This is a genomic window from Cellulosimicrobium sp. RS (assembly GCF_046159675.1).
Classification (GTDB): Bacteria; Actinomycetota; Actinomycetes; order Actinomycetales; family Cellulomonadaceae; genus Cellulosimicrobium; species Cellulosimicrobium funkei.
Map to the genome: position 1 here is coordinate 347,208 of NZ_JBJXVU010000003.1, position 13,419 is coordinate 360,626.

Here is a 13,419-nt window from a genome sequence, read left to right on the forward strand (position 1 = left end):
GAGGATCCATGGACACGCACCACCGCAGACGACGTCGCCTGCGCGGCGCCGTCGCCGGGGCCGCGCTCGTGACGCTGCTCTCCGCGTCGCTCGCCGCGCTGCCGTCGTACGCCGCGGACGAGGAGCTGGTCGTCAACGGCGGCTTCGAGGACGGCACGACCGGCTGGTTCGTCAACAACGGCAACGCGACCGACAAGGCCGTGCTGTCGACCACCGACCAGGCGTTCGCGGGCGAGGCCGCGGCCCTGACCACCGAGCGCGCGACGACCGGCTCCGGTCCGATGCAGGACCTCAGCGGCAAGGTCCGCGCGGGCGAGACGTACGAGCTCACCGCGAAGATCCGCTACGACGCCGCCGCGGCGCCGGCCACCAAGCAGTTCTTCGCGACGATGCACTACGGCGGCGGGTCGTACACGAACCTGGTGAGCGTCACCGCGACCAAGGGCCAGTGGGCGACGCTCGACGGCCGGTTCACGATCCCGGCCGACCAGAACGTCGGCACCGCGCGGCTGTTCTTCGAGACGCCGTGGACGAGCAACCCGTCCGCCGACCCGGCGACGCACCTCATGGACTTCGTGCTCGACGACGTCTCCGTCGTCGGCGCGGCCCCGCCCGGACCGCCGTCGAAGACGATCGAGGTGCTCGGCAAGCTTCCCGGCGAGCACAACCCGCTCATCTCCCACAAGTTCGGGGCCGACGGGTTCGGGTTCGTCGAGGACGGGCGCGTGTACATGTACATGACGAACGACACCCAGGGCTACGCGCCCGACCCGGTGACGGGCGTCTCGCCGCAGATCAACTACGGCAGCATCAACCAGATCACGCTCATCTCGTCCGAGGACCTCGTGAACTGGACGGACCACGGCGAGATCCAGGTCGCGGGGCCGCAGGGCGTCGCCCCCTTCACCAACAACTCGTGGGCGCCGGGCATGGCGAAGAAGACGGTCGACGGCGTCGACAAGTACTTCCTCTACTACGCCAACGGCGGCGGGTCGTCGAACGTCATCACGGGCGCCTCGCCGCTCGGGCCGTGGACGAGCGAGCGCGACAGCACGCTCATCGACGGGCGCACCCCGGGCGCCGACGCCGTGGCCTGGAAGTTCGACCCGGCGCCGCTCGTCACCGACGACGGCGCGTACCTCTACTTCGGCGGCGGCCCGGCGTCGACGTCGATGCCCGCGGCGGAGCGGTTCAACAACCCGAAGAACATCCGCGTCATCGAGCTCGGCGACGACATGGTCTCCACGCAGGGCACGGCGGCCGTCGTGGACGCGCCCGTGGCGTTCGAGGCGGCGCAGGTCTTCGAGCGCGACGGGAAGTACTACCTGTCGTACTCGTCGCACTTCGGCGGCAACGACTTCGGCGGCAACCAGGCCACGCTCCCGGGGTACCCGGGCGGCGGGCAGATCGGCTACATGATCTCCGACGACCCGATGTCGTTCCCCAAGGAGACGTACGCCGGCGTGATGTTCCCGAACCAGTCGCAGTTCTTCGGCGCGGGCACGGGTGGCAACAACCACCAGTCGGTGTTCGAGCTGGACGGCAAGTACTACTTCACGTACCACGCGCCCACGCTCAACAAGCGCATCAACGGCAGCACCACGCAGGGCTACCGCAGCCCGCACATCCAGGAGCTGACGTTCAACGCGGACGGCACGGTCCAGCAGGTCGTCGGCGACTACGCGGGCGTGGACCAGGTCAAGGACCTCGACCCGTTCCAGGTGCTCGAGGCGGAGACGTTCGCGTGGCAGCAGGGCCTCACCACCGCGAAGGTCGACGGCGGCTCGGCACAGTTCGGCGACCAGGCGCCGAACCTCGTCGTCCGCGACGTCGACGCCGGCGACTGGTCGGCGCTGTCGTCGGTCGACTTCGGCGACGGTGCCGCGAGCGTCACGGCGCGCGTCAAGCCGCTCGTCGAGGGTGCCACCGTCGAGGTGCGCCTCGACGACCGCGAGGGTGCCGTCGTCGGCACGCTCGACCTCGACACCCCCGTGGGCGAGTGGGCGGACGTGACCGCCGCCCTCGAGGGCGTGAGCGGCGTCCACGACGTGTACTTCACGTTCGCCGGCCCCGCGGGCGTCGACCTCGTCGAGGTGGACACGTGGGAGTTCGCGGCCGACGCCGCCGGCCCGGCCGTCGAGCTCGACGTGACCGCGTCCGCACGCTGCCTCGCGGGCAAGGCCTACGTGGCGGTGCGCGCGACCAACCTCGCCGACGTCGCGGCCGACGTCGAGCTCGTCACCCCGTTCGGCGCGCGCGTCGTGCGCGACGTCGCGCCGGGGGCGAACGCGTACCAGTCGTTCGCCACGCGGTCCGGGTCGCTCGCGGCCGGGGTCGCGACCGCCACGGGCACCGCGGTGCTCGACGGCGTCACGGTCGAGACCGCGCACGAGGCCGCCTACGGCGACCTGTCCTGCGGCTGACACCGGACGACCAGCACTGCCCGACGGCGGCCCGCACCCCACCCGGGGTGCGGGCCGCCGTCGGCGTCCGGGTGCGCCCGGGAGTCCTCACGCGCTTTTCGACATCGTTGTCGGTCCCGGGGTCCCTAGGCATGTTTGCGTTCACATGTTAGCGTTCACACGCGCGTCCGACGGCGGACCCGCGACCGGCGCCGACGCCGGGCACGACGACGAGGAGTCACCGATGACCTCACGCCACGAACCACCCCCGACGCCCGCGGAGCCCCGCGCCCGACGCCGACGCCGCTCGCTCGCGGCGCTGCTCGGCCTCGCGCTCGTCGCCCCGCTCGCGCCCGTGGGCGCGGCGGCCGCCGGCCCGATGCCCGCGGCGCCCGCACCGGCCCCCGCAGCGGCCGAGCCGACCACGGACGGTCTGCGGCTCTGGCTCCCGCTCGACGAGACCGAGGGCGCCGTCGCGCACGACGCGTCGGGTCACGGCCTCGACGCCGCGCTCGTCGGCTCGGGCGGCGGGTGGCGCGCGGGACAGGGGCTCACGTTCGGCGGCGCGAACCACGTGGACCTGCCCGACGACCTCCTGGCCGGCTACGACGCCGTGACGGTGAGCGCGGACGTGTGGGTCGACACGTCGCTGAGCGGCAACTACTTCTTCTACACCTTGGGCAACGCGGCGGTCGGGACCCCGCAGTCCGGGAACGGCTACCTGTTCTCGACGGGCAACGCGAACTACCGCGCGACGATCTCCGACCTCGCGTGGGGCCGCGAGCAGAACACGGCCAAGACCCCCGCGGGCGCCCTCCAGCGCGGCGTGTGGAAGACCGTCACCTACACGCTCGCGGGCGGCACGGCGCGGCTGTACGAGGACGGCACCCAGGTCGGGCAGAACACCGCGGTGACGATCACGCCCGGCGCGATCGGCGGCGGCACCACGACCGCGAACGCGCTCGGGAAGTCGGCCTACGCGGCCGACAACCTCTTCAAGGGGCGCATGAAGGACTTCCGGCTCTACGACCGCGCGCTCACCGCGCAGGAGGTCGCCGACCTCGCGTCGGACGCCGCGCAGGACGCCGTCGCGGCCGACGCCGCCGCGCTCGACCTGGGCGACACGAGCGCCGTCGCCACGGACCTCGCGCTCCCGGCGAAGGGCGTCGGTGGCTCCGCCGTCGCGTGGTCGAGCTCCGACGCGGGCGTCGTCTCCGCGAGCGGCGCGGTGACGCGCCCCGCGGGCGACGAGCCGGCGACCGCGACGCTCACCGCCACGGTGACGTTGCGCGGCGCGACCGCGACCCGCACGTTCGACGTCACGGTCCTGCCGGGCGACGGCGACCAGGCGAAGGCCGACGCCGCGGCCGCCGCGCTCGAGGTGACGAACCTCGACGACGTGCGCGGCAACCTCACGCTGCCCACCACGGGGCTGCACGGCGCGAGCGTGACGTGGGAGTCGTCGTCGGGCACGATCACCCCGACGGGCGAGGTGACGCGCCCGGCGCACGGCGAGGACGCCGAGACCGTGGCCCTCACCGCGACGGTGACGGTCGGCGCGGCCACCGCGACGCGCGAGCTCGCGGCGCACGTCCCGCCGCTGCCCGAGCAGGAGGACCTCGCGGGTTACCTGTTCTCGTACTTCGTGGGCGAGGGCACCGCCACGGGCGAGCAGGTCTACTTCGGGCTCAGCCAGGGCAACGACCCGCTGAAGTACCAGAACCTCAACGACAACCAGCCCGTCCTCACGTCGGAGCTGGGGGAGAAGGGCCTGCGGGACCCGTTCATCATCCGCTCGCCCGAGGGCGACAAGTTCTACCAGATCGCCACCGACCTCAAGATCTACGGCAACGGGAACTGGGACGCGTCCCAGCGCACCGGCTCGAAGTCGATCATGGTCTGGGAGTCCACGGACCTCGTGAACTGGACCGACCAGCGTCTCGTGCAGGTCTCGCCCGACACCGCGGGCAACACGTGGGCGCCGGAGGCGTACTACGACGAGACGATCGGCGCGTACGTCGTGTTCTGGGCCTCGAAGCTCTACGCGGAGGACGACCCGGACCACACCGGCAACACGTACAACCGCATGATGTACGCCACGACGCGCGACTTCGTGACGTTCAGCGAGGCGCAGGTGTGGGTCGACCCGGGCTACTCGGTCATCGACTCGACCGTGACGCAGCACGACGGCCAGTACTACCGGTTCACCAAGGACGAGCGGAACAACACGTCGTCCACGCCGTGCTCCAAGTTCATCCTCGCGGAGAAGGCGGCCGAGCTGCGCTCGACGGACTACGACTTCATCACCGACTGCATCGGCAAGGCGAACTCGCTGGGCGGCGGGATCAACCAGGGCGAGGGCCCGACGATCTTCAAGTCGAACACCGAGGAGAAGTGGTACCTCTTCATCGACGAGTTCGGCGGCCGCGGCTACGTGCCGTTCGAGTCGACCTCGCTCGACGCGGCCGAGTGGACCATGTCCTCCGACTACGAGATGCCGTCCCGCCCGCGCCACGGCACGGTGCTCCCCGTGACGCAGGCCGAGTACGACCGCCTGCTGCGGACGTACCAGCCCGACGCGTTCGTCGAGTCCGTCGAGGACGTCGCCGTGACCGTCCAGACCGGCTCCGCGCCGGTGCTGCCCGCGAGCGTCACGGCGCGCTTCGCCGACGGCTCCACGGGCTCGGCGGACGTCACGTGGGACGCGGTCGACCCGGCATCGTACGCGCAGGCGGGCTCGTTCGAGGTGCTGGGCACGCTCGGCGGCGGGGTGAGCGTCCGCGCCCGCGCGGTCGTCACCGTGACCGACGACGTCGTCCCCGTCGAGGGCCTCAGCGTCACCCCCGAGTCGCTCGAGGTGGGCGTCGGCGGCACGCGGCAGCTCACGGCGACCGTCACGCCCGCCAACGCGACGGCGCGCGCGATCACGTGGGCGTCGGACGACGCGGACGTCGCCACGGTCTCGGCCGACGGCGTCGTCACGGGCGTCGGCAAGGGCCACGCGCTCGTCACGGCGACCACGGCCGACGGGTCGCGCACCGCGTACGTGGCGGTCGAGGTGACGGCCGACGTGCCGGGGCTCGTCGTGCGGTACGCGTTCGACGAGACGAGCGGGACGGCGGCGGCGAACACCGCGCCCGGGTCGTCGTTCGGCCCGGCGACGCTGACCAACGGCGCGGCCTTCTCCGGCACCGGGGAGGGCGTCCGGCTCGACGGGACGGACGACTACGTCGACCTGCCCGACCACCTGCTCGCCGGGCTCACCGACGTCACGGTCGCGCTCGACGTCAAGGTCGCGACGGACCAGGCGACGCCGTACTTCGTCTACGGCCTCGGCAACACGAGCGGCACGGCGGGCAACGGGTACCTGTTCACCACGGGCAACGCGTACCGCACGTCGATCGCGACGGGGAACTGGACCACCGAGCAGACCGTCACGAAGAACGCGAACCTCCAGCGCGGGGTGTGGAAGCACCTCACGTACACCCTGTCCGGCACGACGGCCGTGCTCTACGAGGACGGCGTCGAGGTGGGCCGCCAGACCGGCGTCACCATCGACCCGAAGGACATCGGGAACGGCTCGACGCTCGCCAACTACATCGGCCGCTCGTTGTACTCGGGCGACCGCTACCTCAAGGGCTCGGTGCGCGACTTCCGGGTCTACGACCGCGCGCTCACGGCGGACGAGGTCTACCAGGTCGGGGCCGACCACACGGCCGTCACGGGCGCCGAGCTCGACGCGCTCAAGGTCCCCGCGATCGTCGACGGGGCGAGCTCGACCGTGACGCTCGCCGTCGAGCCGGGCACGGATGTCTCCGCGCTCGCGCCGGTCCTCACGGTCTCGCCGCGCGCGACGGTCACGCCCGGGAACGGCTCCGTGCAGGACCTCACGCAGCCCGTGGCGTACACCGTGACCGGGCCGGACGGGTCGTCGCGCACGTGGACGGTCCAGGCCAAGCAGATGGGCAGCCCCGTGCTCCCCGGGACGTACGCCGACCCGAACATCGCGCAGTTCGGCGACACGTTCTACCTCTACGCCACGACCGACGGCACGCCGGGCTGGGGCGGCAAGGACTTCTACGTCTGGAAGTCCACCGACCTCGTGACGTGGGAGCGCTCGGAGCAGCCGTTCCTCACGCTCGACGGCGCGAACGGGAACGTCCCGTGGGCGTCCGGCAACGCGTGGGCGCCCACCATCATCGAGCGGGACGGGAAGTACTGGTTCTACTTCTCCGGCCACAACCCGACCTACAACCGGAAGACGATCGGCGTCGCGGTGGCCGACAGCCCGGAGGGGCCGTTCACCGCGCAGCCGACGGCGATGATCACGAACGGCGAGGCGGTCACGTCCGGCCAGGCCATCGACCCGGCCGCGTTCCGCGACCCGGAGACCGGGAAGCACTGGCTGCTGTGGGGCAACGGCGGGCCGTCGAACGGCCCGGTCATGGCGGAGCTGGGCGACGACATGACGTCGATCAAGCAGGACACGCTGCGGCGCATCCCCGGCCTGACCGACTTCCGCGAGGGTCTGTTCCTCAACTACCGGGACGGCGTCTACCACCTCACGTACTCGATCGACGACACGGGCTCGGAGAGCTACCGCGTCGGCTACGCGACGTCGGACAGCATCGACGGCCCGTGGACGTACCGCGGCGTGATCCTCGAGAAGGACGCCTCGCAGGGCATCCTCGGGACCGGGCACAGCTCGATCCTCAACGTCGAGGGCACGGACGACTGGTACATCGCCTACCACCGGTTCGCCATCCCCGGCGGCGACGGGACCCACCGCGAGACGACGATCGACCGCCTCACGTTCGGCGAGGACGGCCTCATCCAGAAGGTCGTGCCGACGCTCGAGAGCGTGGACCCGGTCGACGTCGCCCCCGCGCCCCGGGTCGAGCTGACCGTCGAGGCCACCCCGCGGTGCCTCGCGGGCAAGGTCTACGTCGCGGTACGGGCGACGAACGCGGGCGACGTGCCCGCCGACGTCACCCTCACGACCCCGTACGGCACGAAGACGTTCGCGGGCGTCGCCCCGGGCGCGAACGCCTACCAGTCGTTCGCGACGAGGGCGACGGCGGTCCCGGCCGGCACCGTGACGGTCACCGGCACGGCCGTGCTCGACGGCACCCCGGTCACCACGCCCTACGACGTCGCCTACGACGCCCACCCCTGCGGCTGACGATCCCCCGAGGTAGAGCCCCGGTGAGCCGAGGTAGAGGCGTGGTCACGACCACGCCTCTACCTCGCGGGACCGGGGCTCTACCTCGCGACACGACCTGCATCTCGACGAGGAGAGGACGACATGATTTCCATACACCGAGCACGCTCGGCGCTCGCCGCCGGGCTGGTGGGGGCGCTCGCCGTCTCCACGCTCGCCGCCGCGGTCGCCGCACCCGCGGCCGCAGACGTCGGCGGGCCCACCGACGACGGGCTCGTCGCGTGGTACCCGCTCGACGCCGCGAGCACGACCGGCGGCACGACGGCGAACCGCGCCGAGGGCTCGACGTTCGGCCCGGCCACGGTGGTGGGCGGCACGGCGACGGCCGACGGCACGACGCTCGACGGGACCGACGACTACGTCGACCTGCCCGACCACCTGCTCGCGGGCCTCACGGACGCCACCGTGAGCCTCGACGTGCTCGTGAGCCAGGACCAGGGCACGCCGTACTTCGTCTACGGGCTCGGCAACACGAGCGGGTCGAACGGCAACGGTTACCTGTTCACGACCGGCAACGCGTACCGCACGTCGATCGCGACCGGGAGCTGGACCACCGAGCAGACCGTCACCAAGGGTGCGAACCTCCAGCGCGGCGTCTGGAAGACGCTCACGTACACGCTCTCCGGCACGACGGCGACGCTCTACGAGGACGGCGTGCAGGTCAAGCAGGCCACGAACGTCACGACCGACCCCGGTCAGATCGGCGGCGGTCAGACGACCGCGAACTACGTCGGCCGCTCGCTCTACTCCGGCGACCGCTACCTCAAGGGCCAGGTGCGCGACTTCCGCCTCTACGACCGTGCGCTGAGCCCGGCCGAGGCGGCCGAGCTCGCGGCCCGGACCTCCACGGCCGCCGCGGACGCCGACCTCGCCGCGCTCGACCTCGGCGACACGAGCGCCGTCACCGCGGACCTCGTGCTGCCCACCACGGGCGCGCAGGGCTCGCTCGTCACGTGGACGTCGTCGGACGCGGGCGTCGTCGGCGCCACGGGGAAGGTCACCCGGCCCGCCGCGGGCGAGGACGACGCGACCGTGACGCTCACCGCGCTCGTCACGCGCGGCGCGGTCGCGCGCACCGCCCAGTTCGACGTCACCGTCCTCGCCCACCTGGCTCCTGCCGCGGCCGTGGCGTGGGACGCGAGCCACGTCGTCGTGCCGCACCTCGGCGACGTGCGCGGCAACCTCACGCTGCCGGCCGAGGGGGCCAACGGCTCCGCCCTCACGTGGGAGAGCTCCGACCCCGCGACCGTCTCGGCCACGGGCGAGGTGACCCGGCCCGCCCACGGCGAGCCGGCCGCCGTCGTGCGGCTCACCGTCACGGCGACCAAGGACGGCGCGACCGCGACGCACACCTACGACGCGACGGTCCGCCCGCTGCCGGCCGCCGCCGACTACGAGGGCTACTTCTTCCCGTACTTCGAGGGGGAGAGCACCGCGGACGGCGAGTCGGTCTACTTCAGCGCGAGCAACGGGAACGACCCGCTCGACTGGGTCGAGCTCAACGACGGCGAGCCCGTGCTCACGTCGACGCTCGGCGAGAAGGGCCTGCGCGACCCGTTCATCATCCGCTCACCCGAGGGCGACCGGTTCTTCCTCCTCGCGACCGACCTGCGCATCTACGGCGGCAACAACTTCGGCAACGCGCAGGAGCGCGGGTCGCGCGCGCTGATGATCTGGGAGTCGACCGACCTCGTGCACTGGTCCGACCAGCGCATGGTCACGGTGTCGAGCGCGTACGCGGGCAACACGTGGGCGCCCGAGGCGTTCTGGGACGCGCAGCGCGGCGAGTACATCGTCTACTGGGCCTCGGCGCTCTACCCGACGACGTCGACCGACGGCCGCCGCATCGCCGACTCCTACCAGCGCATGATGTACGCCACGACGCGCGACTTCGTGACGTTCTCCGAGCCGCAGGTGTGGATCGACGAGAAGCGCGGCAACGGGCTGGGGATGATCGACTCGTCGATCGTCGAGCACGAGGGCACCTACTACCGGTTCACCAAGGACGAGGCGTACATGATCCCGCGCCTCGAGAAGTCGACGGACCTGCGCTCGACCGACTGGGACCTCGTCGCCGAGAAGATCGGCTACGGCCAGCCCAACCCGTGGGGCGGCACGCTCACCGCGGGCGAGGGCCCGACCGTCTTCAAGTCGAACACCGAGGAGAAGTGGTACCTCTTCGTCGACCAGCCGAGCTACCACGGTGGCCAGGGGTACCTGCCGCTCGAGTCCACCGACCTCGACTCGGGCGTGTGGACGTCGGTCGACGCCCACCTGCCGAGCAGCCCACGCCACGGCACCGTGCTGCCGATCACGGCCGCCGAGCACGCCGCGCTCCTCGCGGCGTACGGCGAGCAGCCGCCGGCGCCCGAGCTCGACCTCGCGGTCGAGGTCACGCCGCGCTGCCTCGCGGGGAAGGCGTACGTCGCGGTCCGCGCGACGAACGGGGAGGACGTCCCCGTCACGCTGACGCTCACGACGCCGTACGGGGAGAAGACGGTCGCCGACGTCGCGCCGGGCAAGAACGCCTACCAGTCGTTCGCCGCCCGCACGACGGCGGTCCCGGCGGGCTCGGTCACGGTGACCGGCGTGGCGACCCTCGACGGCCGGGAGGTGACGGCCACGCGCGAGGCGGCGGTCGACGCGCTCGACTGCGCCTGACCGTCCCCCGGTCCGGCCTCGGCCGGGCCGGGGGTGCCGGACCCCCGGGCGGTGTGCCGGCACGGCCCGGGTCCGGGCTCGGCCCCCGTCGCTCCGCGGAGCGGCGGGGGCCGAGCCGTGCCCGCCTGTCGACGGCGGTGCGACGCGTGGGTGAACAAACTGGACGGGTGTTCAGTTCGAGCGTCCAGGATGGCAGGATGTCCGTGAACTGGACGACCGTCCAGTCGGGTTCGGGGGCGACCCAGCGGTGCCCGCCCCGGGCCGGACGAAGAGGTTCCCCGCGTGACGACGACCACCCGCAGGCTGCTCGCCGCCCTCGTGCTCGCCGGCTCGCTCGTCGTGCCCGCGGGCACGGCCGGCGCGGCGACCCCGACCACCCTCCCTGCAGCGGCCGCCGCCCCGGCCGCCGCCCCGGCCGCCACCCCGGTCGCGATCTCGGTCACGGACCCCGCCGACAGCGTGCGCGTCAGCGTCGAGATCACCGAGCGTGAGGTGCCGACGACGCCGCGCGTGGCCGTCGTCGGCTCCGGGCCCTTCGTCGTCGGCGGCAGGCTCGAGCTGCGCGGGACCGGCCTCGCGCCGCACGCCGTCCACGAGGTCTGGCTCGAGAGCGATCCCGTGCTCCTGGGCACCGTCACGACGGACGCCGACGGGGCGTTCCTCTTCGTCGCGACGATCCCCGCGGGTACGACGCCGGGCGAGCACCACGTGCGGCTCGTGCCGACGGCGGGCGGTGCCGACGTGGTGTCCGAGCCGTTCCTCGTGCTCGCCGCCCCCGGCGAGCCGCACGAGCCCGGGATGACGCCGTCCGCGGGGTCCGGGGGAGCGGGCGGCTCGGGTGGTGCGGCGGCGGGCGGCGGGCCGGGCTCCTCACGCCCGGGCCTGGCGACGACGGGCGCGGGCCTGGCGACGACGGGCGCGGGCCTGGCGACGACGGGCGCGGGCCTGGGCCTCGTCGCGGCGCTGGCCGGGGCGGCGGTCCTGGCCGGGGCGGCGCTGCGCCGTCGGGCAGGCAGGGGCGGCGCGGCCTGAGCCTGCGCACCTCTCCGGGCGCACCTCGTCGGCGCGCCCCTCCGGCGCGCCCGCAGGGTCAGCTCTCCGGCTGCGGCTCCGTCTCGGCGCCAGCCCGCGCGGCCTCGACCGCACGCGCGTCGGCGTCGCGTGCGTCCGCCGCAGCCTCCGCGGCGTCCATCGCCCGGTCGTCGACGACGAGCATCCCCAGGAGCATCGCGCCGGACACTGCCGCCATGACCACGAAGACCGTGCGCAGCCCGAAGAGCTCACCGAGCAGGCCACCCACCGCGGCGCCGAGGGGCAGCGTCCCCCAGGCGAGGAGCCGGTAGCACGCGTTGAGCCGGCCCAGCAGGGCGTCGGGCGTGATGCGCTGGCGCAGCGACAGCGTCACGACGTTCCACACGGCGATCCCGGCACCGCCGACGGCGGAGACGGCGCCGATCACCCACGCGTTCGTCGTCACCGCGGGGACGCCGACGAGGGCGACCGTGCCGAGGATCGTCAGCGCGAGGGAGCGCGCGCGCCCGATCGTCCCGACGACACGCTCGGCGACGAACGACCCCGCGAACGCCCCGACCGCCGTCGCGGTGAGGAGCACGCCGTACGCCGGCTCGGACAGGCCGAGGGGCGAGTCGGGGCCGACGGCGTAGAGCACGAAGACCGCGAACGCGGCGTTGCTCGCGAAGTTGATGCCGCCGACCATCATCGCGAGCGTGCGCAGGATGCGGTCGTGCCACAGGAACCGCAGGCCCTCGGCGACGTCCGCGCGCAGCGTCGTGCGGGTCGCGCGCACCGTCCGGTACGTGCCCGGGAGCCCGAGCAGCAGCACCACGGCGAGCGCCCAGAGCGCTCCGGGGACGCCGAACGCGACGGCGGCGCCCGCGGCCACGAGCAGCCCGCCCAGAGGTGGCCCCACGAACTGGTTCGCGGTGAGCTCCGCCGCGTAGAGGCGCCCGTTGGCGCGGGGGAGCGCGGTGCGCGGCACGACCTGCGGGAGGATCGACTGCGCCGAGGTGTCGTACAGCGTCTCGGTGACGCCGACGGTGAAGGCGACGAAGTACAGCACGGCGATGCTCCCGGCGTCGGGCACGAGCGCGACGGCCGCGAGCGCGACCACGAGGACCGCGCGCGCCACGTTGGCGCCGACCATCGCGAGCCGCCGGTCCAGACGGTCGGCGAGCGCGCCCGCGGGCAGCGCGAAGAGCAGCCACGGGAGCGTGAGGGCGAACGTCAGCCCCGCGACCAGCGCCGGCGAGTCGGTGTACCGGACCGCGACGAGCGGGAGCGCGACCTTGAGCACCCCGTCGGCGAGGTTCGACACCGTGGACGCGGCCCACAGGCGCCGGAACGGCGCGCCGAGCGGTGCGGCGGCGGGGCGACGGCGCCCGGGTCGAGAGGCCATGTCGCCCAGCATGGCACAGTGATCGAGAAACCCCAATCGATCGAGCGCTCTCGATCGAGGGTCCGTACGATGAGCCCATGACCCCCGAGCCCACCCCGGAGTCGACCTTGGAGTCGATCCCGGATCCCACCGCCGGGCCCGCCCCCAGGCCGGGCGCCCCCGGCGTCCCGGGCCGCCGTCCGCCCACCGCTCTCGAGGCGAAGGCGCTCGCGCACCCGCTGCGCCAGCGCATCGTGCGGCAGTGCGGCACGCGCGAGATGACGAACAAGGAGCTCGCCGACCACCTCGGCGTCCCGCCGGGCACGGCGCTGCATCACGTCCGCCTCCTCGTGCGTGCCGGGCTGCTCGAGCCCGCGGAGGTCCGCACGGGGGCGGGCGGGGCGCTCGAGCGGCCCTACCGCGCCACGGGCGCCACGTGGTGGCTCGACGACCCGCTGCGCGACGCCGAGCCCGGCGCGCGGTTCGGCCCCGTCGCCGCGGCGCTCGACGACGCCCTCGCCGCCGGTCCGGACGCCGTCACCACGTCTGCGGCGTTCTACCTGCACCTCTCCGACGACGACGTCGCCGAGCTCGACCGCCGTATCCTCGCCGTCCTCGACGAGTACGTCGCGACCGACGCCGACCGCCACGACCGCCCCCTGCACCGAGGCCTCTTCGTCCTGCACCGCCCACCCTCCTGACGACCGGCCGGACGAGCCGGGCAGGCCGACCGGCGAGGA

The 13,419-nt window shown here is 73.2% G+C and carries 6 protein-coding genes; 5 read left to right on the forward strand and 1 reads right to left on the reverse strand.

Annotated elements, in window-relative coordinates:
• The first annotated feature begins 8 nt into the window (after positions 1 to 8).
• The 4 genes from ACI769_RS07160 to ACI769_RS07175 all read left to right on the forward strand — a co-directional run bounded on the left by ACI769_RS07160 (position 9) and on the right by ACI769_RS07175 (position 11,316).
• Positions 9 to 2,423, forward strand: a complete 2,415-nt coding sequence (locus ACI769_RS07160) for a family 43 glycosylhydrolase (protein WP_409141415.1) — start codon at positions 9 to 11, stop codon at positions 2,421 to 2,423.
• Between the two features lie 223 nt (positions 2,424 to 2,646).
• The gene (locus tag ACI769_RS07165; protein ID WP_409141416.1) at positions 2,647 to 7,584 is read left to right on the forward strand and encodes a family 43 glycosylhydrolase; all 4,938 of its coding nucleotides are present in this window, start codon (positions 2,647 to 2,649) and stop codon (positions 7,582 to 7,584) included.
• A 123-nt stretch (positions 7,585 to 7,707) separates the two neighbouring features.
• Positions 7,708 to 10,284, forward strand: coding sequence for an immunoglobulin-like domain-containing protein (locus ACI769_RS07170; RefSeq protein WP_085388447.1), 2,577 nt, complete (start codon positions 7,708 to 7,710; stop codon positions 10,282 to 10,284).
• Positions 10,285 to 10,566: 282 nt separating this feature from the next.
• Positions 10,567 to 11,316, forward strand: a complete 750-nt coding sequence (locus ACI769_RS07175) for a hypothetical protein (RefSeq protein ID WP_085388446.1) — start codon at positions 10,567 to 10,569, stop codon at positions 11,314 to 11,316.
• Positions 11,317 to 11,374: 58 nt separating this feature from the next.
• Here the strand turns inward: ACI769_RS07175 and ACI769_RS07180 are convergent, their stop codons facing one another.
• Positions 11,375 to 12,700: an MFS transporter gene (locus ACI769_RS07180; RefSeq protein WP_409141417.1), complete on the reverse strand. Its 1,326-nt coding sequence runs from the start codon at positions 12,698 to 12,700 to the stop codon at positions 11,375 to 11,377.
• A gap of 77 nt (positions 12,701 to 12,777) precedes the next feature.
• Here ACI769_RS07180 and ACI769_RS07185 point away from each other — a divergent pair, with 77 nt between their 5' ends.
• Positions 12,778 to 13,380 carry a transcriptional regulator gene (locus ACI769_RS07185; RefSeq protein ID WP_157446671.1) on the forward strand — a complete coding sequence of 201 codons (603 nt, stop codon included), beginning with the start codon at positions 12,778 to 12,780 and terminating at the stop codon, positions 13,378 to 13,380.
• The last annotated feature ends 39 nt before the right edge of the window (positions 13,381 to 13,419 follow it).

What these genes read in the sequence shown, in the direction of transcription:
- ACI769_RS07160 (WP_409141415.1), top strand. Translation starts at nt 9, where the DNA reads ATGGACACGCACCACCGCAGACGACGTCGCCTGCGCGGCGCCGTCGCC.
- ACI769_RS07165 (WP_409141416.1), top strand. Translation starts at nt 2,647, where the DNA reads ATGACCTCACGCCACGAACCACCCCCGACGCCCGCGGAGCCCCGCGCC.
- ACI769_RS07170 (WP_085388447.1), top strand. Translation starts at nt 7,708, where the DNA reads ATGATTTCCATACACCGAGCACGCTCGGCGCTCGCCGCCGGGCTGGTG.
- ACI769_RS07180 (WP_409141417.1), bottom strand. Translation starts at nt 12,700, where the DNA reads ATGGCCTCTCGACCCGGGCGCCGTCGCCCCGCCGCCGCACCGCTCGGC.
- ACI769_RS07185 (WP_157446671.1), top strand. Translation starts at nt 12,778, where the DNA reads ATGACCCCCGAGCCCACCCCGGAGTCGACCTTGGAGTCGATCCCGGAT.